This window comes from Bradyrhizobium nanningense, from assembly GCF_004114535.1.
Lineage (GTDB): Bacteria > Pseudomonadota > Alphaproteobacteria > Rhizobiales > Xanthobacteraceae > Bradyrhizobium > Bradyrhizobium nanningense.
On sequence record NZ_LBJC01000074.1, the window covers coordinates 1 to 21,399 of the forward strand.

Annotated in this window: 22 protein-coding genes; 8 read left to right on the forward strand and 14 right to left on the reverse strand. The window is 64.8% G+C overall.

Annotation, left to right across the window (positions count from 1 at the left end; genetic code table 11):
* Nucleotides 1–156: 156 nt before the first annotated feature.
* From XH84_RS33535 to XH84_RS33555, 5 genes are all read right to left on the reverse strand, one after another.
* A complete protein-coding gene (locus tag XH84_RS33535) occupies nt 157–969 on the reverse strand; it encodes an ABC transporter permease (protein ID WP_128918208.1) in 813 nt (270 codons plus the stop codon).
* A 4-nt stretch (nt 970–973) separates the two neighbouring features.
* Complete coding sequence (locus XH84_RS33540; RefSeq protein WP_128918209.1) at nt 974–1,888, reverse strand: ABC transporter permease; 915 nt, start codon at nt 1,886–1,888, stop codon at nt 974–976.
* Nucleotides 1,885–3,051 (reverse strand): ABC transporter ATP-binding protein, encoded by a 1,167-nt coding sequence (locus XH84_RS33545; RefSeq protein WP_128918210.1) that lies wholly within the window; start codon nt 3,049–3,051, stop codon nt 1,885–1,887. The genes XH84_RS33540 and XH84_RS33545 overlap by 4 nt, the downstream gene beginning before the upstream one ends.
* Nucleotides 3,052–3,103: 52 nt before the next feature.
* Nucleotides 3,104–4,582: a glycerol-3-phosphate dehydrogenase gene (locus XH84_RS33550; protein ID WP_128918211.1), complete on the reverse strand. Its 1,479-nt coding sequence runs from the start codon at nt 4,580–4,582 to the stop codon at nt 3,104–3,106.
* A gap of 239 nt (nt 4,583–4,821) precedes the next feature.
* A complete protein-coding gene (locus XH84_RS33555) occupies nt 4,822–7,509 on the reverse strand; it encodes a sensor domain-containing protein (protein ID WP_128918212.1) in 2,688 nt (895 codons plus the stop codon).
* Between the two features lie 202 nt (nt 7,510–7,711).
* Here XH84_RS33555 and XH84_RS33560 point away from each other — a divergent pair, with 202 nt between their 5' ends.
* Nucleotides 7,712–8,815, forward strand: a complete 1,104-nt coding sequence (locus XH84_RS33560; RefSeq protein ID WP_128918213.1) for an NAD(P)/FAD-dependent oxidoreductase — start codon at nt 7,712–7,714, stop codon at nt 8,813–8,815.
* 106 nt (nt 8,816–8,921) lie between these two features.
* Here XH84_RS33560 and XH84_RS33565 read toward each other — a convergent pair whose 3' ends face one another.
* On the reverse strand, nt 8,922–9,101 hold the full coding sequence (locus tag XH84_RS33565) for a YdcH family protein (RefSeq protein WP_028138361.1): 180 nt from the start codon (nt 9,099–9,101) through the stop codon (nt 8,922–8,924).
* A gap of 331 nt (nt 9,102–9,432) precedes the next feature.
* Between XH84_RS33565 and XH84_RS33575 the strand changes: the two genes are divergently transcribed.
* The 3 genes from XH84_RS33575 (at nt 9,433) to XH84_RS33585 (ending at nt 10,335) form a co-directional block, all read left to right on the forward strand.
* Nucleotides 9,433–9,639: a YdcH family protein gene (locus XH84_RS33575; RefSeq protein ID WP_008546179.1), complete on the forward strand. Its 207-nt coding sequence runs from the start codon at nt 9,433–9,435 to the stop codon at nt 9,637–9,639.
* 126 nt (nt 9,640–9,765) lie between these two features.
* Entirely contained in the window at nt 9,766–9,984 is a 219-nt protein-coding gene (locus XH84_RS33580; RefSeq protein WP_128918214.1) for a hypothetical protein, read from the forward strand.
* A gap of 99 nt (nt 9,985–10,083) precedes the next feature.
* On the forward strand, nt 10,084–10,335 hold the full coding sequence (locus tag XH84_RS33585; RefSeq protein ID WP_128918215.1) for a hypothetical protein: 252 nt from the start codon (nt 10,084–10,086) through the stop codon (nt 10,333–10,335).
* Between the two features lie 3 nt (nt 10,336–10,338).
* Here the strand turns inward: XH84_RS33585 and XH84_RS33590 are convergent, their stop codons facing one another.
* Nucleotides 10,339–11,064: a GGDEF domain-containing protein gene (locus XH84_RS33590; RefSeq protein ID WP_164936105.1), complete on the reverse strand. Its 726-nt coding sequence runs from the start codon at nt 11,062–11,064 to the stop codon at nt 10,339–10,341.
* Between the two features lie 141 nt (nt 11,065–11,205).
* Here XH84_RS33590 and purE point away from each other — a divergent pair, with 141 nt between their 5' ends.
* Nucleotides 11,206–11,694, forward strand: a complete 489-nt coding sequence (gene purE / locus XH84_RS33595) for a 5-(carboxyamino)imidazole ribonucleotide mutase (protein WP_128918217.1) — start codon at nt 11,206–11,208, stop codon at nt 11,692–11,694.
* Complete coding sequence (locus XH84_RS33600; protein ID WP_128918218.1) at nt 11,691–12,797, forward strand: 5-(carboxyamino)imidazole ribonucleotide synthase; 1,107 nt, start codon at nt 11,691–11,693, stop codon at nt 12,795–12,797. Before purE ends, XH84_RS33600 begins: the two co-directional genes overlap by 4 nt.
* A 106-nt stretch (nt 12,798–12,903) precedes the next feature.
* On the opposite strand, the gene aqpZ is transcribed toward XH84_RS33600, so the two are convergent.
* Nucleotides 12,904–13,626: an aquaporin Z gene (gene aqpZ, locus XH84_RS33605; protein ID WP_128918219.1), complete on the reverse strand. Its 723-nt coding sequence runs from the start codon at nt 13,624–13,626 to the stop codon at nt 12,904–12,906.
* A 259-nt stretch (nt 13,627–13,885) separates the two neighbouring features.
* On the opposite strand from aqpZ, the gene rpsU reads away from it, so the two are divergent.
* Together rpsU and XH84_RS33615 are read left to right on the forward strand one after the other, a co-directional pair.
* A complete protein-coding gene (rpsU, locus tag XH84_RS33610) occupies nt 13,886–14,182 on the forward strand; it encodes a 30S ribosomal protein S21 (protein WP_008546194.1) in 297 nt (98 codons plus the stop codon).
* Nucleotides 14,183–14,305: 123 nt separating this feature from the next.
* Nucleotides 14,306–14,953: a tetratricopeptide repeat protein gene (locus tag XH84_RS33615; protein WP_128918220.1), complete on the forward strand. Its 648-nt coding sequence runs from the start codon at nt 14,306–14,308 to the stop codon at nt 14,951–14,953.
* Between the two features lie 29 nt (nt 14,954–14,982).
* On the opposite strand, the gene XH84_RS33620 is transcribed toward XH84_RS33615, so the two are convergent.
* From XH84_RS33620 to XH84_RS33645, 6 genes are all read right to left on the reverse strand, one after another.
* Complete coding sequence (locus tag XH84_RS33620; protein WP_128918221.1) at nt 14,983–15,954, reverse strand: hypothetical protein; 972 nt, start codon at nt 15,952–15,954, stop codon at nt 14,983–14,985.
* Nucleotides 15,955–16,046: 92 nt separating this feature from the next.
* Nucleotides 16,047–16,331, reverse strand: coding sequence for a cupin domain-containing protein (locus XH84_RS33625; protein ID WP_028140292.1), 285 nt, complete (start codon nt 16,329–16,331; stop codon nt 16,047–16,049).
* Nucleotides 16,332–16,389: 58 nt separating this feature from the next.
* A complete protein-coding gene (locus XH84_RS33630; protein ID WP_128918222.1) occupies nt 16,390–17,487 on the reverse strand; it encodes a calcium:cation antiporter in 1,098 nt (365 codons plus the stop codon).
* Nucleotides 17,488–17,537: 50 nt separating this feature from the next.
* Nucleotides 17,538–18,959, reverse strand: a complete 1,422-nt coding sequence (locus XH84_RS33635; RefSeq protein ID WP_164936106.1) for a sodium:proton antiporter — start codon at nt 18,957–18,959, stop codon at nt 17,538–17,540.
* A gap of 10 nt (nt 18,960–18,969) precedes the next feature.
* Nucleotides 18,970–19,770: an alpha/beta hydrolase gene (locus XH84_RS33640; protein ID WP_430642003.1), complete on the reverse strand. Its 801-nt coding sequence runs from the start codon at nt 19,768–19,770 to the stop codon at nt 18,970–18,972.
* Between the two features lie 214 nt (nt 19,771–19,984).
* Entirely contained in the window at nt 19,985–21,382 is a 1,398-nt protein-coding gene (locus XH84_RS33645; protein ID WP_128918223.1) for an NAD(P)(+) transhydrogenase (Re/Si-specific) subunit beta, read from the reverse strand.
* Nucleotides 21,383–21,399: the final 17 nt, after the last annotated feature.

Below are 21,399 nucleotides of genomic sequence, written 5' to 3' on the forward strand. Positions count from 1 at the left end.
CGCAGACACTCGGCTATCGGCTATATCAGCCCGGTCGAGATGGAGCTAAAATCGGCTTGAACCCTGTCCACTTTTTTGGGGGAAGATCAGACTACCTCTGCAGAGGCAGACTGGATTGATCTTTGTCGCAAGAGTTCCTCGCAATGACAGCAAGGGCTACAACGGTGCCGCGCTCTCGCCCTGCGAACTCGACAGTTTCGAGGCGAGCGAGGCGATGACGATGACGACAGCGATCAGGGCGATCACCAGCGTGCAGATCGCGTTGATCTCCGGCTTCACCCCCAAACGCACCTCGGAGTAGATCCGGATCGGCAGCGTCGCCGAGCCGGGCCCGGTGGTGAAGCTCGCGATCACGAGGTCATCGAGCGACAGGGTGAAGGCCAGCATCCAGCCGGCGACGATCGCGGGGGCGATCAGCGGCAACGTCACGGACACGAATGCGCGGACCGGGTCGCAGCCGAGGTCCATCGCCGCCTCCTCCAGCGAACGATCGAGCGAGCCGAGCCGCGACTGCACGACCACGGCGACGAAGCACATCGTCAGCGTGGTGTGCGCGATCGTCACGGTCCAGAAACCGCGCTCGGCGTTCAGGGCGACGAACAGCAGCAGCAGCGACAGACCAGTGATCACCTCCGGCATCACCAGTGGCGCATAGAGCATTCCGGAGAACAGCGTACGGCCGCGGAAGCGTTCGCCACGCGACAGCGCGACGGCGGCGAGCGTGCCGAGCAGCGTGGCAATGGTCGCGGAGGCGACCGCGACCCGCAGGCTCATCCAGGCCGCCTCGATCATGGCGCGGTCATTGAAGAACGCGTGATACCAGCGCAGCGACCAACCGCCCCACACCGTCACCAGACGCGAGGCGTTGAAGGAATAGATGACGAGGATGAGGATCGGCAGATAAAGGAACGCCAGTCCCAGCGCGAGCGAGGCGATGTTGAAGCGGGAGAGACGGGAGACCTTGCGCATTGTCTCAGCGCCCCAGTTCCAGTTGCCGCCTCTGCAGCCGCTCGTACAGCAACAGCGGCACCAGCAGCACGACCAGCAGCACGATGGCCGCGGCAGAGGCGACCGGCCAGTCCTTGTTGGTGAAGAATTCGAGCCACAAGGTCTGGCCGATCATCAGCGAATTGGAGCCGGCCAGAAGGTCCGGAATGACGAATTCGCCGACGATGGGAATGAAGCACAGCAGCACGCCGGCGCCGACGCCGGGCAGCGACAGCGGGAAGGTGACGAGCCAGAACACCTGCCACGGCGGCGCACCGAGATCGGCGGCTGCCTCCTCCAGCGCCGGCTCCATCTTGGCGAGCGTGGCGTAGAGCGGCAGGATCATGAACGGCAAATAGGAATAGACGATGCCGATATACATCGCGCTGTCGGTGGAGAGCCAGACCACGGGCTGGCTGACCAGATGCAGTGCCAGCAGGATCTGGTTGAGCAGGCCGTCGTGCTGCAGAATGTTGATCCAGGCATAGATGCGGATCAGGAACGAGGTCCAGAACGGCACGATCACCAGCACCATCACCACCGCCTGCCAACTCTTCGGCAGCCGCGCCATGCCATAGGCGATGGGATAGCCGATCAGCAGCAACAGCGCAGTCGCCGTGACGGCGACGGTAAGGCTGCGCACATAAGCAAACACATAGATATCGTCGGAGGCGAGCAGCCTGAAATTGTCGAACGACAGCGCAGCAAGGGCCGCCTTGAGCGCGTCCCATCCCGCCGTCACGTCGAACACCGGATCGTAGGGCGGCTGTGCGATCGCGGTTTGCGACAGGCTGATCTTCAAGACGAAGGCGAACGGCACCAGGAAGAACAGCACCATCCAGACATACGGCGCGATCGCGGCAAAGCGCGCTGGCCTTGCGAAGATGCGGCGGGCGCTCATGATTGCAGCACCACGCAATCATCGGGCGAGAACCAGGCGACGATTTGCTGGTCCACGCTGTAGGCGTCGACATCCAGCCGCGCGCTGTTGGCGACGGACGCCTGCACCGTTCCGCCGGTTTCGAGCTTCACCTTGTAGGTGGTGCTGCCACCGAGATAGCAGACGTCGGCGATCACGCCATCGAGCCGGTTGATCGCCGTCTCATAGCCGGCCTCGCTCACCGGGCCGCGCCGCGACAGCTTGACCTTCTCGGGGCGGATCGCGACCGCCAATTTTCCCGCGCCGACCGGCTCGCGTGGCTCAGCCACCACCAGCGGCCCCGCATCGCGCGTGCCAATGACCAGGCGATGACCATCGCGCAATTTGGTCTCGCCGTCGAATACATTGACGTCGCCGACGAACTCCGCGATCCAGCGCGAGCGCGGCGCCTCGTAGAGTTCGCGGGGGCTCGCGACCTGGGCGAGCTTGCCGGCGTTCATCACACCGATCCGGCTCGCCATCGTCATCGCCTCCTCCTGGTCGTGGGTGACGATGATGAAGGTCGTGCCGAGCCGACGCTGCAATTCCATCAATTCGCCTTGCGTGCTCTCGCGCAGCTTCTTGTCGAGCGCCGCAAGCGGCTCGTCGAGCAGCAAGAGCTGCGGCCGCCGTGCCAGCGCGCGAGCCAGCGCCACGCGCTGGCGCTGGCCGCCGGAGAGCTGGTCGGGCTTGCGCTTCTCCAGCCCTTCGAGCTTCACCAGTGCGACCATCTCGGCTACCCGTGTGGCGATGTCGGCACGCGCCATGCCGGCGCGCTTCAGGCCAAAGGCGATGTTGTCGCGCACGGAGAGATGCGGAAACAGCGCGTAGTTCTGGAACATCATGTTGATCGGCCGCTCATGCGGCAAGGCCTGCGCGATGTCCTTATCCCCGAGCAGGATGCGCCCCTCGTCCGGCGCCTCGAAGCCGGCGAGCATGCGCAGCAGCGTGGTCTTGCCACAGCCGCTCGGGCCGAGGAGCGCGAAAAATTCGCCGGCCCTGATGTCGAGCGAGACACCATCCACGGCGCGGAACGTCCCGAACGTCTTGGCGACGCCCTCGATGCGCAGCAGCGGCTGGCCGGGGGCTGCTTCTCGATCGGCCGCACCTGTCGCGGCGTGCGTTTTGGGCAATTCGTCGGTCATGTTCCCTGCCAACCCCAATTCCGCCGCACGCTAGCGGCCGATCGGCTTTTGCTCAACCGGGTCGGGATGGATCGTTCACACCCGCCATGAACGCGGCGAGCGTGTCGCGATCCGCCGCAGACATCGTCAGGCCAAGCTTGGAGCGGCGCCAGAGGATGTCCTCGGGAAAGCGCGCCCATTCGCAGGCCATCAGGTAGCGCACCTCGGCGCCGGTCAGTTCGGGGCCGAAGGCCGGGCCGAGTTCGTCGCGGGTCTTGGCCTCGCCAAGCACGGCCGAGAGCCGCGAGCCATAGGCCGCGACCAGGCGCCGGGCCTCCCCCTCCGAGAGAAAGCGCCAGCGCTCGCGCGCAAGGTCGACTTGGGTGTCGAAACGGTCCCAGGCGAAATCGCCGCCGGGCAGCGCCGCGCCAGCGGTCCAGCGCGGCGACATCGGATAGAACGGCGTCAACCTCGTCACGGCCCGCTCCGCCCGGAGGCGCGAGGTCGTGACGTCGCCGCCGAACATCGTGATCAGCGGCGCCTTGCGCCGGCGCGCGTGGAACAGCGTCGTGCCGTCGCCTCGCCGTGCGGACGCAGGCGTCAAATTGACGCCGGAGACGGTCCGGATCACGTCGGCCGGGGCGACACGCTCGCGGAAATAGCGACTGGCCGCCTCGCAGAGATAGCTGATATCGGCCCCTCGCATCGCGACGATGGCGGGATCGCCGGTGAAGTCATGCGTGACCGTTCCGATCAGCGTGAACTGCCGCTCGAAGGGAGATGCGAAGATCAGTCGTCCGTCGCTGTTCTGAAAGACGTAGACGTTGTCCGAATCGAACAGCTTGGGCACGATGATCTGGCTCATCTGCATGGCCGCTGCGGCGGGCTGCGGCTGGCGCAGCACCGTCTCCGCGACCATCGAGGCCCACGCCCCGGTGGTGTTGGCCAGCGCCCGGGCCGTGATCGTGCGGCGATGGCCGCGATCGACCATCGCTAGCCGCCATGTGTCGGTCCGATCGGCACGGACGCAGCGCGCACCGGTCCGGATCGCAGCGCCGCGTTCGGCCGCGTCCAGCGCCGTGAGCACCACCAGGCGGGAATCGTCGACGACGCAGTCCGAATATTCGAAGGCCGTGCCGAACGGCCGCTTCAGCGCGTTGCCGACCGGATGATGGGTGATGTCGATGGTCGCAGATCCAGGCAGACCGCTCCGGCTGGTGAGGCTATCATAGAGGAACAGGCCGGCGCGCAGCAGCCAGGGTGGACGCTCGTCGGAATGCGCCGGGATCACGAAGCGCATCGGCCGGACCACATGCGGCGCAATCCGGAGCCAGATCCGGCGCTCGGCCAGGGCCCGGCGCACCCGCCAGAACCCTCGCCGCTCCAGCACCGACAAATCGCCGTGGATCAGCCGCGGTGTCGCCGAGGACGCCGCGCCGCCGAGATCGCCCTGCTCGAACAGGACGACCCGCAGACCGCGGCCGGCTGCATCGCGCGCGAGGCTGACACCGTTCAGACCACCGCCGATGATCGCAAGGTCGTAATCCGCCATGAGGCCGTCGAGAAGGAGCGAAGCGCCCCATCATCACTAAAGCATGATCCGGAAAAGTGCGCAGCGGTTTTCCGAAAAGATCATGCTTGAACAACAACCTAAAGCGCGATGACGATTCATCCTAATCGCGTCGCGCTTTAGAGCCATTTCCGTTCCGATGAAATCGGAACGGGGCTCTCGATTCATATTCTGACGCGTTTTCTTGACGCGGACCGGTGTCCACTTCGCTCGAAAACGCTCTAGCCGGTCTTGAGCGCGAGCTCCATGACCTCGGCGCGACCGACGAGACCGGCATACTTCCCGATCGGCAGCGGCTTACCGAGCAGATAGCCCTGAACGCCGTCGCAGCCCTCCTTGGCGAGGAAGGCGAGCTGCTCGACCGTCTCGACGCCCTCGGCGATGATCGACATTTCGAGGCCGTGGCCGAGATCGATCACCGCACGGACGATCGCAGCCGATTGCGGGTTGCGGCCGAGATTGATGATGAAGGCCCGGTCGATCTTGATCTTGTCGAACGGGAACGCCTGGAGGTAGCTCAGCGAGGAGTAGCCGCTGCCGAAATCGTCCATGGAGATGCGCACGCCGAGCGCCTTCAGGCGACGCAGCAGCGCGAGGCCCCGGTCGAAATCTTCGATCAGCACGCCCTCGGTGATTTCCAGCTCGAGCCGGCCGGGTGCAAGGCCGGTCTCGATCAGGATCGAATGGACGAGGCCCACCACGTCGCCGTGCATGAACTGCGCCGGCGACAGATTGACCGCGACCTGGAGCGGCTTCGGCCAGGACGCCGCCTCGCGGCAGGTCTCGCGCAGGATCCACTCGCCCATCTCGACGATCAGGCCGCTCTCCTCGGCGATCGGGATGAATTCGGCCGGCGAGACCTGGCCGCGCACCGGATGCTGCCAGCGGCACAATGCCTCGAAGCCGATGATCTCGCTCTCGGCAACGCTGTGGCCGGCGACGCCTTGCGGCTGGAAGGCGAGCGAGAGCTCGCCGTTCTTGATCGCCATCGACAAATCCTGGTGCAGCACGCGGCGATCGCGGATCTGCTGATCCATCTCCGGCTGGTAGAGGCTGATCGTGCCGCGGGACTTCTGCTTGGCGCGGAACAGCGCCGCACCGGCATTGGCGAGCAGCGAGGCGCCGTCAGTGCCGTTGTGCGGGAACACCGCCATGCCGGTGGTGGCGCCGGCGCGGACAGCCCGGCCGTCGATCTGGAATTCCTTCGCGACGGCTTCGCCGAGATGCTGCGCCAGCGCGAGGCCGGAATCCGGCTGCTTGCCGTCGATGATGAGGCCGAATTCGTCGCCGGACAGGCGCGCGACCACGCCGCCGCGGGCGGAGTCCTGAAGCCGCTGGGCCACCTCGATCAGGAGCTTGTCGCCGAGTGCATGGCCGAAGACGTCGTTGACCTCCTTGAGGCCGTCGAGGTCGACGCACAGGACGGCGAACTCCTCGTCGGTACCTTCGCAGGCCTCGATCATCTGGGTCAGCGCCTGAAGGAACGCGGCACGGTTCGGCAGATCGGTGAGGCCGTCGTGATAGGCCATGTGCGCCATGCGCGATTCGGTCTGCCTGCGGTCGGTGACGTCCTCGTGGGTCTTGATCAGATATTGCGGCTCGCCGGCATCGCCGAGCACGGTGGCGCGGCGGGTCAGGAACAGTCGCAGGCCATCCTTGGTCGAGATCGGATGTTCCTCGGTGATCATCCCGCGTTTCTTGATCGCGGCCTCGTCGCGCGCGATGATCAGCTTGGCTTCCTTGGGGTTGAAGATATCTGACGCGGTCAGGCCCGTGGCTTCCTCGCGCCGGCGATTGAGGATCGTCTCCGCGCTGCGATTGGCGAGCAGATAGCGTCCATCCTTGACCTGCTCGACGATCAGCGCCACCGGGATGTTGTCGACCACCAGTTCGAGGAACTTCTTGGTGCTCTCCAGCTCCTTCGACAGCGAGCGGCGGTCGGTGATGTCCTCGAACACGAGCATCAGGAATTCGGGCTTGTTGCTCTCGTTGCGGACCACGATCCGGATCGAGGCGACCATGCGCCGCTCGCCGCCGCGATCGACCTCGAATTCGTTGCGGAACTGGCCGTCCGGCGAATCGAGTGCTGCCCGGTCGGTCGCCTCGATGCTACCAGCCGAGGCGGGTTCGAACAGCTCGCGCGCATTCTTGCCGACGACGTGGTCGCGCGAGAAGCCCCAGAACCGCTCATAGGCGCTGTTGGCGAAGATATAGCGGCCATCCTCGATGTTTTTCGCGGCCACGCAGGCCGGGACGTTGTCCAGCAGCGTTTCGAGGAATTGCTTGGTCGAGGCGAGCTGTCGCGAGAGCTTGCGCTGCTCGCTGACGTCGAGATGCGTCGCCACCGAACCGCCGTTGGGCAGCACGAAATATTTCACCAGGATGGCCCGCCCGTCCGGCAGTTCGGTGATCAGGCCGTTGGTGCTGGCCGCCTTCTCGTAGAACTCGTCGTCGGAGGCGACGCCGAGCACGCCGCGCTTGCGTCGCAGCTCGAGCAGCTCATGGCCGCTCATGTTGGCCCAGACATCCGAGCGCGTCAGGCCGTAAATCTCGAGATAGCGGTCATTGCAGAAGATGATGCGGCGCTGCGAATCCGTCATCACCACGCCCTGATTGAGATTGTTCATGGCGGAGGAGACGAAGGCATTGCGCCGCAGCTGCAAGCGCCGGGTCCGGCGCAACGAGGAATGGATCCACAGCGCGATCGCGGCGAGGAAGGCACAGACGACGATGCCCGCGATCAGGGCTTCCCAGACCACGTTGGGATCGAGCTCACCAAGAAAGCTCGGCGCGGCAAGGCCGTCCGACAGCGCAAAGGCGCGCGCGGGCGCAACCGTGCCGGCCAGACACACAACGGCCTGCACAGCAATCGGAAGCGTGCTGCCCTCGTGCCAGTTCTTCTCAGCCATCAGCCACCCGCGATTTCAACGTCGGATTGTCTGGCTTCACGGGTTTGGATCGGGTAAACGCCTGTACGCGCAACAGAAAAATGTGACGTGAAATACGCCAATTGCCCTGACATGATAAATTCTTCCTTAACGGAAAACGGCCGGGCGCCATTCTTCCCGGGCCTGATGCCACCGGCGCTCCCAGCGGACATGCTGCACAACCATGGATAGGGTCGATTGCGTCGTCATCGGAGCTGGCGTGGTCGGGCTCGCGGTGGCCCGAAAGCTGGCGCAGGCCGGGCGCGAGGTCATCGTGCTCGAGGAGGCCGAGGCGATCGGCACCATCACCTCCTCGCGCAACAGCGAGGTGATCCATGCCGGCATCTACTACCGCGCCGGGAGCTGGATGGCGCGCATGTGCGTCGACGGCAAGCACGCGCTCTACCGCTACTGTGCCGAGCGCGGCATCCCGCACAAGAATTGCGGCAAGCTGATCGTCGCGACCAGCCCGCAGGAGACCGCGAAGCTGCAATCGATCAAGGCGCATGCCGAGGCCAATGGCGTGCTCGACATGCAGCTGCTGGCGGGCGAGGCGGCACGCGCGCTGGAGCCGGCGCTGGCTTGCGATGCCGCGCTGCTGTCGCCCTCAACGGGCATCATCGACAGCCACGCCTACATGCTCTCGCTGCGGGGCGAAGCCGAGGCATCAGGCGCGGCTTTCGCGTTTCACACCCCGCTGATCCGCGCCAAGGCGGCCGGCGGCGCCATCGAGATCGAGGCCGGCGGCGAGGCGCCAATGACGCTGCAATGCAGCCTCCTCGTCAACGCCGCGGGGCTCTCGGCGACGAAGGTGGCGCGCAACATCGACGGCATGCCGCTGGACCGAATTCCGCCGGCCTATCTCGCCAAGGGAAATTACTTCAGCTGCAATGCCAAGGCGCCGTTCTCGCGCCTGATCTACCCGGTGCCCGAACCTGGCGGGCTCGGGGTGCATCTGACGCTGGACATGGCAGGCCAGGCGCGCTTCGGCCCCGACGTCGAGTGGATCGAGACGATCAACTATGAGGTCGATCCGTCGCGCGCCGAGCGCTTCTATCCGGCGATCCGCAAATATTGGCCGACGCTGCCTGACGGCGCGTTGATGCCGAGCTATTCGGGGATCCGGCCGAAGATCGTGCCGCCCGCGGTGGCAACGCAGGACTTCTTGATGCAGGGGCCACGCGATCACGGCGTCGCGGGCCTGGTCAACCTGTTCGGCATCGAATCGCCCGGACTGACGTCATCGCTGGCGATCGCAGATCACGTCGCCGAGCTCGCAGACGTCTAAACCGCGCAAACATCTTTGCACGGTGCGCCCTGTAGCAGGGATGAGCGCAAAGGCTCCCATCCCTGCGGATAAGGGTTCGATCAACTCTACACTGTTACGGGGGTTGCTAGTGGAGCGTGTCGCCGTGCTTCAGACGCTCGATCTGGTCCTTGACCATCAACTTCCGGCGCTTCAACTCAACAATTTGCAGGTCGTCTGTTGAAAGGTGCACGAGAGCGTCGTGCAATTCGTTTTCGAGAAGTTTGTGCTTCCGTTCCAATTCAACGAGATGTGCCTGAATTGTCATTCGAAACCTCCTCGGTAGGGTTGAACCTTAGGATTCGATCCGGACAATGAAGTCTACATCACCGATTCGTTCTGTCGATGGGTATCCGTCGTCGCAGCTTCATTTTTGAAAATTCATATGTAACGAAGCGTGAGTAAAGGAACCACGCGGGAAAAATCCATGATATCAATGCGCTCGCACAACCCCTCAGCGCCCCCGCAGAAATATGTTGCGGGAGATCGGCGAGCGAGGGTCGCAGATCGCTTGCGGTCACGCCGCGCAAGGACGATAATTTCCACAGGGCATCCACAGCCTTAGTCTCACGCCTTATCGGTTTTCGGCCACCGCAGACATGACCAATGAAGATGAGCGTGAGCTCGAAGCCGAGCTCACCCGGTTGCAGCAGGAACACCGAGATCTCGATGCGGCGATCGATGCACTGCATCAATCGCCCGCGCCCGACCTGTTGCGGTTGCAGCGGTTGAAGAAGCGCAAGCTGTTGTTGCGCGACCGCATCGCCTTCATCGAAGACCAGATTACCCCTGATATCATCGCTTGATCCGTGAGCTGCTTGGCGCGGCGGTTCGCGCATGAATCCGCTTGACTCGAAAAGAACAAAATAGGAACATTTGGGCACCCCAACCGCCCCAGGAAACGCCCCAGGACAACTGAAGGAACAATGCAGATGTCGACAGCCGCCCTTCTCGACAACAGCCATTATGAGGAGGCCTGCGACCAGGCCATCGCGATGTGCGACGGCAATCTGCGCAGCACCATCAAGGCGCTGATCATGGCCAACGAATATCTGGAAGCCGAACTCGAGGAATTGCAGGCGGCGATCTCCGCCGGCTGCATTCCGGAAACCTCGCGCAGCAAGATGCGGAGCAAGAGCAGCGCCGCCTGAGTTTCAAAGCGCGATGGAGATCGCGCTTTTATTTCGTGCATGATCTTGTCGGAAAACCGCTTCACACTTTTCCGGATCATGCTCCATCGGAGCAACGCCATGTCGGATGTGACCTATTACGTTGCAATGCCCTTCTTGATCGACGCCGACGGCTCGCCTGTCGCCGGCGCCGCGGAAGAATGCCAGAGTTCGACGGCCGCGTTGCGGCGCGCCGAGGCCTTGTCGCGCGGCGCAGGCCACATCGGTGCGGTCGCGTTCAGCCGCAGCGGCGATCCCATGACCGGCGAATTCGGTGACGCCACGCTGCTGCGCAAATTCGGCAACGTGCCGGAAGATCTCGCCACGCTGTAAGAATCAGCTGCCGACCAGCCAGATCCGCGGCTCGTGCCGCCGGTGCGCCTTGCGCACATACATGGCGGCATCCGCCTCCTCGAGGGCGCGGGCCGCATCGGAATGCGGTCCCAACGACGCGATGCCGGCGGAGGCGCCCGCGGTGACGTGCTGGCCGCGAAAGACGAAGGACAATTCGTCGATTGCCCGTTCGAAGGCGGCGGCCTTCGCCTTGGCATCGGTCTCGCTCAGATTCCACAGCAGCAGCGCGAACTCGTCGCCGCCGAGCCGGCCGACCACGTCGGAGGCACGGACCTGCCTCGCCAGTGTGGCGACAATCGCCTTGAGCACCTCGTCGCCGGCGGCATGACCGAATGAATCGTTGATCGGCTTCAACCGATCGACGTCGAGCACGATCAGTGCCCCGCTGGCGCGGTAGCGCTTCATGTAGGCGATGGCGCGCGCGAGCTCCCGCTCGAAGCCGCGCCGGTTGGGGATCTCGAGCAGGAAATCGGTATCGGCCGCAGCTTCCAGCTCCGCGACCCGGCGCTGTGCATGCTTGAGCTTGGTCCGCAAGCCCCGGATCGTCGCTTTGACGGTCGCCTTGGCTCCATCATCGCCGGACGCCCCGCGCCGCGGCGGCTTCGCCGGACGCTTGGTCAGCCGCTTCGGGGCGGCTTTGGAACGGCCGGCGCTGGTCTTCCGGCCCGCTTTGGCCTTCGCAGCGCTCGCCCTTTTTGGTTTCTTCATGGGCATCCTGCTCAATGAAGGCTTGCGGGGATTCACCAAGACAGGATAGTGGATTCCCTTCTCCTTGCCACCGCCTTGCGAGCCGCCGGCCGGAACCGTTAATCTGGCCTATCCTTCTGTTTTTCGGGCACAATTAACGTCATGACCGCGCCGATCGCCATCATCATGGGAAGCCAGTCGGACTGGGACACGATGCGGCACGCCGCCGACACGCTTGCTGCGCTCGGCATTGCAGCCGACAGCCGCATCGTTTCGGCCCACCGCACCCCCGACCGGCTGTTTGCTTTCGCCAAGGGCGCCAAGGCCGCGGGGTACAAGGTCATCATCGCCGGCGCTGGAGGCGCTGCGCATCTGCCCGGCATGGCGGCGGCGCTGACCGAACTGCCGGTATTCGGCGTTCCCGTCGAATCCAAGACACTCAGGGGCCTCGATTCGCTCTATTCGATCGTCCAGATGCCGGCCGGCATCCCGGTCGGCACCCTCGCCATCGGCAAGGCCGGCGCGACCAACGCCGCGCTGCTGGCAGCGTCCGTCCTGGCATTGTCCGACCCGGCCTTGTCCGATCGCCTCGCCGCCTGGCGCAAGGCTCAGACCGAGGCGGTCGCCGAGCGCCCGGAGGACAAGGCGTGACCGACAGCAGGCACGTGAAGCTGAAGCCCGGTGACACCATCGGAATCCTCGGCGGCGGACAATTGGGCCGGATGCTGGCGATGGCTGCGGCGCGGCTCGGCCTGCGCTGCCAGGTGTTCTCGCCCGATCCGGACTCGCCGGCCTTCGACGTCGTCTTGAACGCGACCTGCGCCGAATATGCCGATGTCGAAGCGCTCGAGCTGTTCGCGGGCGACGTCGACGTCATCACCTACGAATTCGAGAACGTGCCCTCGGCCGCTGCGATGGTGCTGGACGCGCGCCGCCCGGTGCTGCCCAATCGCAAGATCCTTGAGACCACCCAGGACAGGCTCGCCGAGAAGGATTTTGTCACGCGCCTCGGGATCGGCACCGCAGCCTACGCCGACGTCACCTCCGTCGCCTCGTTGCGCGAGGCGATCGCCAGGATCGGCGTTCCGGCCGTGCTCAAGACCCGCCGCTTCGGTTATGACGGCAAGGGCCAGGCCATCATCCGCGAGGGCGACGACATCGCCAAGGTGTGGACCAGCCTCGCCACCAAATCGGCGATCCTGGAAGCCTTCGTGCCGTTCGAGCGCGAGATCTCCGTGATCGCCGCACGCTCGGTCACAGGCGAGGTCGAGTGTTTCGACGTCACCGAGAACGAGCACCGCGACCACATCCTGAAGATATCCCGCGCGCCGGCGCCGATCCCGGCTGCGCTTGCCGAGGAAGCGCGCAGCATTGCCGGAAAGATCGCGAGCGCGCTCGACTATGTCGGCGTGCTCGCCGTCGAGATGTTCGTGCTCGCCAATGGCACGGGACCGAAGGTGCTGGTCAACGAGATCGCCCCGCGCGTGCATAATTCCGGGCACTGGACGCTCGATGGCGCGTCGGTCTCGCAGTTCGAGCAGCACATCCGCGCCATCGCCGGCTGGCCGCTCGGCAAGCCGGTCCGGCACGGCGAGGTCGTCACCATGACCAACCTGATCGGCGACGAGATCAACGACTACGAGAAGTGGCTGTCTGTGCCGGGCGCGACCGTGCACATCTATGGCAAGGGGGCGCCGCGTCCCGGCCGCAAGATGGGCCACGTCACCGAAATCGGGCCGTCGCAAGGCAGGTGAACCAGAGCAAGTGAGGGGACCGCAGCAATCGCTGCGATCCCGCTTGGCAATCTGTTGACGCGTTTTCTAGACGCGAACCGGTATCCGCTTCGCTCGAAAACGCTCTCTACGCCGTCTTCACGCCGGCGACGATTCCTGCGGGCTCCTCGCTGAGCCAGCGATAGATCGCCCCGCCCAGCACACCGCCGATCAGCGGTGCGACCCAGAACAGCCACAGCTGCGCTGTCGCCCAGCCGCCGACGAACAGCGCAGGGCCCGTGCTGCGCGCCGGGTTCACCGACGTGTTGGTGACGGGGATGCTGACGAGATGGATCATCACCAGCGCGAGCCCGATCGCGAGCGGTGCGAAGCCTGCGGGCGCGCGGCCATGCGTGGCGCCCATGATGATGAACAGGAACATCATGGTCATCACCACCTCGGTGAGGAAGCACACGATCATGCTGTACTGGCCGGGCGAGTGCGCATCATAGCCGTTGGATGCGAAGCCCTTGCTGACGTCGAATCCGGGAGCCCCGCTCGCGATGACATAGAGGAGCCATGCAGCCACGATCGCACCAGCCACTTGGGCGATCACGTAGGGCAGGATCTGCCCGGCGGGGAAACGGCCGCCGGCAGCAAGACCGACGGTGACCGCGGGGTTGAGATGGCAACCCGAGATATGGCCGATCGCATAGGCCATGGTGACCACGCTGAGCCCGAACGCGAGGGAGACACCGACCAGGCCGATTCCGACCTGCGGAAAGCCGGCGGCGATCACCGCGCTCCCGCAACCTGCGAATGTGAGCCAAAAGGTCCCAATGGCTTCGGCAGCGTATTTCTTGATATCCATGTGCAGTCCCCTGCTTTCAAGATTCCGGAACAGAGCTCCGGAAACGGCCCCACCATTGGCGTCAAATCTCCCAAATCAGGGCCGCACGGAGATATTTTGCCTCATTTAATGGCTGAACTTGGCCCGAATTCCCGCTTGGCCGGTGGACATCCAGGGTTTTGTCTGGTACATCCGCGCCCTCAAGGTTAAGGGCTTGCGCGTTTCGCCATCCCCTTCGTCTTACCAGAATTCAAATCCGATCCACTGAAGAGGATGCCGCGTGCAGGTTCTCGTTCGCGATAACAATGTCGATCAAGCCCTCAAGGCGCTGAAGAAGAAGATGCAGCGCGAGGGTATTTTCCGCGAGATGAAGCTCCGCGGTCACTACGAAAAGCCCTCCGAGAAGAAGGCCCGCGAAAAGGCCGAAGCCGTGCGCCGCGCGCGCAAGCTGGCCCGCAAGAAGCTGCAGCGCGAAGGCCTGCTGCCGATGAAGCCGAAGCCGGTGTTCGGTGCCGGTCCCGGCGGTGATCGCGGCGGTCGTGGTGGCCCGGGTGCAGGTCCGCGCGGACCGCGCTGATCTACCGGATCTTGCAAGACTTCAGTTTCCGATGACGCGGGCCACTGGCCCGCGTTATTGTTTGTGAGCGGTGCCTTCTGGGACGGGCACGACCGGTGCGGCACGAGCGCGAGCGAACCGTAGATGGCCTCCCCTTTTCCCGAGCGCGGCTTGGCGCGGCGACGCCAGATCTGGCGGCCGTTCGCGCTGGCTTTGATGGGGATTGCGCTATGCGGCTGCTCCTTCGATCTGGGATCGTTGATGCCGGAGAAGGACAAGCCGCAGGAGGCACCCAAGGAAGCCGCGCCCGCTGAGAGCGCGGTGAGCGCCGCCAACGTCACCGAAGCTCAGGCTCACACCGCAAAGGCGCAATCCCTGGCGAAGTCAGGCGAGACCGCGGCAGCGCTCGAGGAGTTCAATCGCGCCGTCGGGCTCGATCCCTACAATGCCCAGGCGCTCTATGGCCGCGCGCTGATCTATCAGAGCAAGAACCAGCACGACTTCGCGATCGCCGATTTCAGCGCTGCGAGCGGGCTTAACCCGCAGAAGGTCGAGCCGCTGCTCGGCCGCGCCACCAGCTATCTCGCGCTCGGCAAGGTCAAGGAGGCCGCAGCCGATCTGGATGAGGCCTCCGAGGCGGATCCGCACAACGCGCAGGTCTGGACCACGCGCGGACAGGCCTATGAACGGCTGGGCGACAAGGCCAAGGCGGCGGCGTCCTACACCAGGGCCGTCTCGCTTCGTCCACGCGACGACACCGCACGCAGCGGCCTCGCCCGCGTCGGCGGCTGACGGCTTGGGCGCAGGCAGCTACTGTCGTCTTAGTCGGGGGTGGCGCTCTTCGGCAGCACGGAGTGGAACATCGACTTCATGCCCGACAGCATCTCGTCGGCCACATTGGTCTTCTTCGGCCGCGGCATGGAGGCACCGGCATCGGCGCGCAGGTCGAGGGGCGGCGCAATCACCGGCACGGGAATATCAGCCGGCGGCGTTATCCGATTCGGATCGTCGTTACCGACCGAGGCGGTGTAGGGCGGATTGGCCGACGAGGAGCCATTATTGCCATAGGCCTCAGGTGAGGGCGTCGACACCGTAATCGGCGGCGGCAGCGGGCGGACCGCGGACGGCTCCATATTGATGATCCGCGGGGCCTCCGGCGCGCGGGAGGCTTCCCGCACCGCAGGCTCGGCTGACCTCTCGGCTGACTTGGCCTCTGACGGCCGAACCTCGGCCGGCTTGGTTTCGGAAGATCTGGCCTCGACGGACTTGCCTTCAGACGACTTGCCTTCAGACGACTTGCCCTCAGGCGTCTTGCGCAGGCGCTCGATCGCGGCACGCACGAGATCGTTGGCATCCGGGGTCGCAGCCGGCGCCGAATTGGCCTCTGCCACCGGGGCAGCGGGAGCGGGTACACCCGCGGCAGGGGTCGACGTCGGCGTAGCCTTGGCGGCCGCCTTCTCGCGCGCCGACGGCTTGCCACGCGGGCTCGCTTCGGCCGGTGTCACGTCCGCAGCCTTGTGCTCGACGGCCGGCTGATCGGCGGCCTTCTCAGCCGCCGGCTTGTCCGTCACGCTCTTCTCGGAGATGCCTTTCGCCTTGACGCCGGGCGCCGGGAGATTGGCGACATCGGCGGGCTTGCCGTTCTTGCCGGCCTCGGCAGGAGCCACAACGGCCGCGGGGGTATCAGCCGCCGGCTTGGCGTTGATGTAGTGGTTAACGATGTACGCCCCGATGATCGTCGCGAGCACCGAGGGGAAAATATCCATTGAAATTTTAGCGAGGTATTTCAGCATTCCGGCCACTCCCCGCGCGATCTGATGCGGGAACTTTGGGGCATTGTAAGGGATCAACTGCGACGGATCGATGGCAAGTGGTAGGGTCGGATTTACGGCTTTAGCTCGATCTCAAGGAACACGATCTCGGTTGAGGTTTCGTTAAGTACGTCATGTTGGACGCCCGCCTTGCGGAAATAGGATTTCCCGGCCGCAAGCTGCGCCTTGGACCGCTCGCCGCCGGGGGCCACGATGGTCATCTCCCCCGCCACGACGGGAACAATCACGTAGTCCATGCCGTGGGTGTGATGCCCCGTGGCGCTGCCCGGACCGAGGCGCCACTCGGTCACCCGGACCTCCTCGTTATCGACCTGAACCTCGGATCTGGCGGCAAGCATCGGGAACTCTCCTGGGACGCGACCCGGACCCTGTAGGGCCGCGGACGCGCAAAGTGGGTCAGGGCACGAAAACCATGAACACGTAGACGGCAAATACCACCATATGGACCAGCCCGAACAGGACGTTTGTTCTGCCCGTGCCGAAGGTCAGCATGCTCAGGAAGAAGGTCAGGAGCAAAAGCACGCTGCCCTGGGCGCTGAGGCCGAGCTCGAGCTCCTTGTCGAGCGCGTAGGTGGCGACGCCGACGGCCGGGATCGTCAGCCCGATGGTGGCGAGCGACGAGCCGAGCGCGAGGTTGATGCTCTTCTGCAGGTCGTTCTTGCGGGCCGCAGCTACAGCCGCAACGCCTTCCGGCATCAGGATCAGGAGCGCGACCAGAAGGCCGGCAAAGGCCGGAGGCGCGCCGATCTTGACCGCAACGGCATCGACCACCAGCGAGAACTTCTTGGCGAGCAGCACCACCGCCAGCAGCGCAATCAGCAGCAGCACGACGCTGAGCACGAACATCCCGCCCGGCAGGTGCAGCTCTCCGCTGTCCCCGTCCGCCCGTTCATGGACGAAGTAATCCTTGTGCAGGACCGTCTGGGTGTAGAGAAATACCCCGTACAGCGCGAGCGTGACCACGTCGACGAAACCGAGTTGCGCTGCCGAATAGACCGGCCCGGGCGTGCTGGTCGTGTAGTTCGGCATGATCAGCGTGATGGTCGCCAGCGCGAACAGGACGCTGAGATAGACGTTGGCGCCGGAGAGCTGAAAACCCTGCTCGCGATAGCGCAGGCCGCCGATGAAGATGCAGAGCCCGACGAGGCCATTGCAGACGATCATGACCACGGCGAACACCGTGTCGCGCGCCAGTTCCGGCGCGGGCTTGTCACCCAGCATGATCGTGGTGATCAGCGCCACCTCGATGATGGTCACCGAGAGCGTCAGCACCAGCGTGCCGTAGGGCTCGCCGACCCGTTCGGCGATCACTTCGGCATGATGAACCGCAGCGAACACCGTGCCGAACAGGATGACGAGCAGCACGGTCGCGAAGACGAGCCCGCTCAGCGAGAGCGTGAACACGTAGTTCGTCGCGCTGACGGCTGCGAACAACAGCACGGCCAGCGCCGGAAAGATCCAGGCCGACCGGGGCATCGGATTATGCGCGCTCATCCACCGGATCCAATCGTTTCAGCCGAGCAGTAGCAAATCGGCCGGCAGATTCAATGCCAGCGCAGGATCGGCGCGACCGGCAGCAAGGTCAGCAGCAGGAACAGCGGGATCAGCACGGCACCGGCCCGCAGGAGATAACCGAAGAAGCTCGGCATCTCGATGCCGTTCTCGCTGGCGATGCTGCTCACCATGAAGTTCGGCGCGTTGCCGATATAGGTCAGCGCTCCCATGTAGACCGCTCCCATCGAGATGGAAGCGAGCGTGCCCGACATCTCGTGCATCAGCGTTTGGGCATCGCCGCCGGCGAGCTGGAAAAACAACAGATAGGTCGGCGCATTGTCGAGGAACGCCGACATCAATCCGGTAAACCAGAAATAGGCGACCTCGCGCGGCGTGCCGTCCGGTGCCGTCACGGCTGCCAATAGCCCCGCGAAGGCGCCGTGGTGACCGGCGTTGAGCATGGCAATGACCGGAATGATGGCGACGAAGATGCCCGCGAACAGCTTTGCGACCTCGCGGATCGGCTCCCAGGTGAAGCCGTTGGCCAGCCTGTGCTCGTCCGGTGTCAGCCACACCGACAGCGCGGCAATCGCCAGCAGCGCCAAATTGCGCGCGATATCCTCCAGCTCGAGCTTCGTTCCGAGAACATCGAAGGCAATGCCGGGCTTCCACATCGCCGACATCAGCAGGCTCGCGACGATGGCAGCTATCAGCGCGAGATTGACGAGGCCGCGGATGCGGACCGGCTTGGCGGGGCCGGCCTCCCCGAGCAAAGGCTCGCTGCGGAAGCGCCAGACGTCGATGGCGGCGAAGATCGCGAGCAGCAATCCGGCCACGAGCGCGGTCTGCAGCCAGATGGTCCGTGTGGTCCAGAAGAAGTCGATGCCGTGCAGGAAGCCGACGAACAGCGGAGGATCGCCGAGCGGGCTCAACGCGCCGCCGACATTGGCAACCAGGATGATGAAGAAGACGATGACATGGGCGTTGTGGCGCCGCGGCCGGTTGGCTCGGATCAGTGGACGAATCAGGATCATCGCGGCCCCCGTGGTGCCGACGATGCTCGCACCCAGCGTGCCGAGCGCGAGGATGCCAACATTGGTCGCCGGCGTGGCCTTGATGTCGCCGGTAATGAGAATGCCGCCGGCCACGACATAGAGCGAGAACAGCAGCACGATGAAGCCGAGATATTCGGCGAGCATGGCGTGAACGAGCGCCGCCAGCGTCGCCATGCTGCCGGCAAAGATCACGAGCGCGACGAGCGCCGCCAGCGACCAGGCAGCGGCGATCTTGCCGTAATGATGGTGCCAGATCTTCGGAAGCAACAGCGGCCCCAGCGCGATCGACAGCAACAGGCCGGCAAAGGGCAGCGCATAGGGCCAGCGCATCGCCGCACCATCGAGCCCGGTTGCGGCCCATGCCTGCTGCGGCAACAAGGTGAGGATGGCGACGAGGCAGACGCCCCGGAGCCGCATGACAGGTCGTTTAATATCCAATGAAGCGCCTTGCCGTTTCGACCGCACCGAAACTATCGAGATTGTCATGTCCGCCGCCCGCAAAGCGAACGAACTGCTTCGGTTCATGCGCGAGCGCGAACAGACGCTCCCCGAACAGGATCGAAATGGCAAGATCATTGGTGCCATGCATCACCAACAGCGGCACCGTGACGCGTGCGATCCGTTCGTCGGAGCGAAACTGGTCGCGCATGAGAAGGCGCACCGGCACGTACCGGAATGCCAATGCGGCAATGTCGGCCGTCGAGGTGTACGGCGCCTCCAGGACCAATTTGCCGATGGCGTGTTCGGTGGCGAGCCCGACCGCCACGCCCGTCCCGAGCGAAAAGCCCCAGGCGACGATTCGTTCCGCCTCGTAGCGGGTGGTGGTGAAGGCGTAGGCAGCGGCGGCATCGCGCAGCAAGCCCTGCTCGCTCGGCGCGCCGCTCGAGCCGGCATAGCCGCGATAGGACAGCGCGACGAGGCCGGTGCCGTCAGCAATCATCGCCTTGAAGCGGCTGACACGACCGGCAAGAAAGTCGCCATTGCCCGGGAAGTACAGGATCACGGGACGGCCGGCCCTTGCCGGCACGTGCCAGGCGATGACGTTCTCGCCGTCCGATGTGGTCAGGACGTGCTCCTCCGCCTCGGGACAATCCGCCGCATCAGGAGAGGTCCGCCTGGCAGTCGGTATGGGGAACAGCATCTCGCGCTGCCGGACATACAGCACGACGAGCCCGGCGAGATAAACGGTCGCGAGCAGGACGATGGTCCATTTGGCGATGGTGATCATTGCGCGGCCGGCCCCGGTTTGAACTCAGGACTTGCGACGGCTCCGCAGCAATTTCATGACGTCAGGCGGAAGGCTTGCCGGTACGTCGCGACAGCCACACGCCGCCTTGTGGGCGGCGTGCCATTTGAGGCGCTGCTCGCGCGTCGCCTTGGGCGGCATGCGATGGGACCGGTGCCACTCCTTGTTCAGGGCCACGGTCCGCTTCTTCCACGCGCTACATCGCCTTGACGATGTTCTCGGTGACCTTCTTGGCGTCGCCGAGCAGCATCATGGTGTTGTCGCGATAGAACAGCGGATTGTCGATACCGGCATAACCGGAGGCGAGCGAGCGCTTGATGAACATCACCGTGCCGGCCTTCCAGACCTGCAGCACGGGCATGCCGTAGATCGGCGAGGTCTTGTCCTCTTCGGCCGCGGGGTTGGTGACGTCGTTGGCGCCGATCACGAAGGCGATGTCGGCCTGCGCGAATTCGGAGTTGATATCCTCGAGCTCGAACACCTCGTCATAGGGCACGTTGGCCTCCGCCAGCAGCACGTTCATGTGGCCGGGCATACGGCCTGCCACCGGGTGAATGGCGTATTTCACCTCGACGCCTTCCTTCTTCAGGATGTCGCCCATCTCGCGCAGCGCGTGCTGGGCCTGCGCCACCGCCATGCCGTAGCCGGGCACGATGATGACCTTCTGCGCGTTCTTCATGATGAAGGCGGCATCGTCGGCCGAGCCGAGCTTGGCGGGCTTCTGCTCGCCCGTACCGCCGCCGGCCGCGGCGGTCTCGCCGCCAAAACCGCCGAGGATGACCGAGATGAAGGATCGGTTCATCGCATGGCACATGATGTAGGACAGGATCGCGCCCGAGGAGCCGACCAGCGCGCCGGTGATGATCAGCGCGGAATTGCCGAGCGTGAAGCCGATGCCGGCCGCGGCCCAGCCGGAGTAGGAGTTCAGCATCGAGATCACGACCGGCATGTCGGCGCCGCCGATCGGGATGATCATGAGCACGCCGAGCGCCAGCGCCAGGATGGTGATCATCCAGAAGTCGAACGCGCTGCCGGTCAGCACGAGGCCGACGATGAAGAACACCAGCGCCGCGGCGAGCGCTATGTTGATGACGTGGCGGAACGGCAGAATGATCGGCGCACCGCTCATCCGCGCGGACAGCTTCAGGAACGCGATCACCGAGCCGGTGAAGGTCAGCGCGCCGATGGCGACGCCGAGCGACATCTCGACCAGGCTCTGCGGATGGATGTTGCCGGGAGTGCCGATGTCGAAGGCCTCGGGCGCATAGAACGCGCCCGCGGCAACGAGCACCGCGGCCATGCCGACCAGCGAGTGGAAGGCCGCGACCAGTTCCGGCATCGAGGTCATCGGCACGCGGCGGGCGATCACCGCGCCGATGCTGCCGCCGATGGCGACTGCGAGGATGACCAGCAGCCAGGCCAGGCCGTCGGCCGGCGGATGGCTTGCCAGCGTGGTGGCGACCGCGATCGCCATGCCGATCATGCCGAACAGATTGCCCTGGCGCGACGAAGCCGGGCTCGACAGCCCGCGCAGCGACAGGATGAACAGCACCCCCGCCACGAGATACAAGAATGCAGAGAGATTGGCGCTCATCTCAGGTCCCCATTAAT

Bases quoted from the DNA above. Each gene is read 5' to 3' on its own strand.
- XH84_RS33590 (WP_164936105.1), bottom strand. From the start codon at position 11,064: ATGAAGAAACCAAAAAGGGCGAGCGCTGCGAAGGCCAAAGCGGGCCGG.
- XH84_RS33585 (WP_128918215.1), top strand. From the start codon at position 10,084: ATGTCGGATGTGACCTATTACGTTGCAATGCCCTTCTTGATCGACGCC.
- XH84_RS33630 (WP_128918222.1), bottom strand. From the start codon at position 17,487: ATGAGCGCGCATAATCCGATGCCCCGGTCGGCCTGGATCTTTCCGGCG.
- XH84_RS33535 (WP_128918208.1), bottom strand. From the start codon at position 969: ATGCGCAAGGTCTCCCGTCTCTCCCGCTTCAACATCGCCTCGCTCGCG.
- XH84_RS33615 (WP_128918220.1), top strand. From the start codon at position 14,306: ATGGCCTCCCCTTTTCCCGAGCGCGGCTTGGCGCGGCGACGCCAGATC.
- XH84_RS33560 (WP_128918213.1), top strand. From the start codon at position 7,712: ATGGATAGGGTCGATTGCGTCGTCATCGGAGCTGGCGTGGTCGGGCTC.
- XH84_RS33540 (WP_128918209.1), bottom strand. From the start codon at position 1,888: ATGAGCGCCCGCCGCATCTTCGCAAGGCCAGCGCGCTTTGCCGCGATC.
- XH84_RS33575 (WP_008546179.1), top strand. From the start codon at position 9,433: ATGACCAATGAAGATGAGCGTGAGCTCGAAGCCGAGCTCACCCGGTTG.
- XH84_RS33545 (WP_128918210.1), bottom strand. From the start codon at position 3,051: ATGACCGACGAATTGCCCAAAACGCACGCCGCGACAGGTGCGGCCGAT.
- XH84_RS33550 (WP_128918211.1), bottom strand. From the start codon at position 4,582: ATGGCGGATTACGACCTTGCGATCATCGGCGGTGGTCTGAACGGTGTC.
- XH84_RS33635 (WP_164936106.1), bottom strand. From the start codon at position 18,959: ATGCGGCTCCGGGGCGTCTGCCTCGTCGCCATCCTCACCTTGTTGCCG.
- XH84_RS33580 (WP_128918214.1), top strand. From the start codon at position 9,766: ATGTCGACAGCCGCCCTTCTCGACAACAGCCATTATGAGGAGGCCTGC.
- purE (WP_128918217.1), top strand. From the start codon at position 11,206: ATGACCGCGCCGATCGCCATCATCATGGGAAGCCAGTCGGACTGGGAC.
- XH84_RS33645 (WP_128918223.1), bottom strand. From the start codon at position 21,382: ATGAGCGCCAATCTCTCTGCATTCTTGTATCTCGTGGCGGGGGTGCTG.
- aqpZ (WP_128918219.1), bottom strand. From the start codon at position 13,626: ATGGATATCAAGAAATACGCTGCCGAAGCCATTGGGACCTTTTGGCTC.
- XH84_RS33620 (WP_128918221.1), bottom strand. From the start codon at position 15,954: ATGCTGAAATACCTCGCTAAAATTTCAATGGATATTTTCCCCTCGGTG.
- XH84_RS33565 (WP_028138361.1), bottom strand. From the start codon at position 9,101: ATGACAATTCAGGCACATCTCGTTGAATTGGAACGGAAGCACAAACTT.
- XH84_RS33640 (WP_430642003.1), bottom strand. From the start codon at position 19,770: ATGATCACCATCGCCAAATGGACCATCGTCCTGCTCGCGACCGTTTAT.
- XH84_RS33625 (WP_028140292.1), bottom strand. From the start codon at position 16,331: ATGCTTGCCGCCAGATCCGAGGTTCAGGTCGATAACGAGGAGGTCCGG.
- XH84_RS33555 (WP_128918212.1), bottom strand. From the start codon at position 7,509: ATGGCTGAGAAGAACTGGCACGAGGGCAGCACGCTTCCGATTGCTGTG.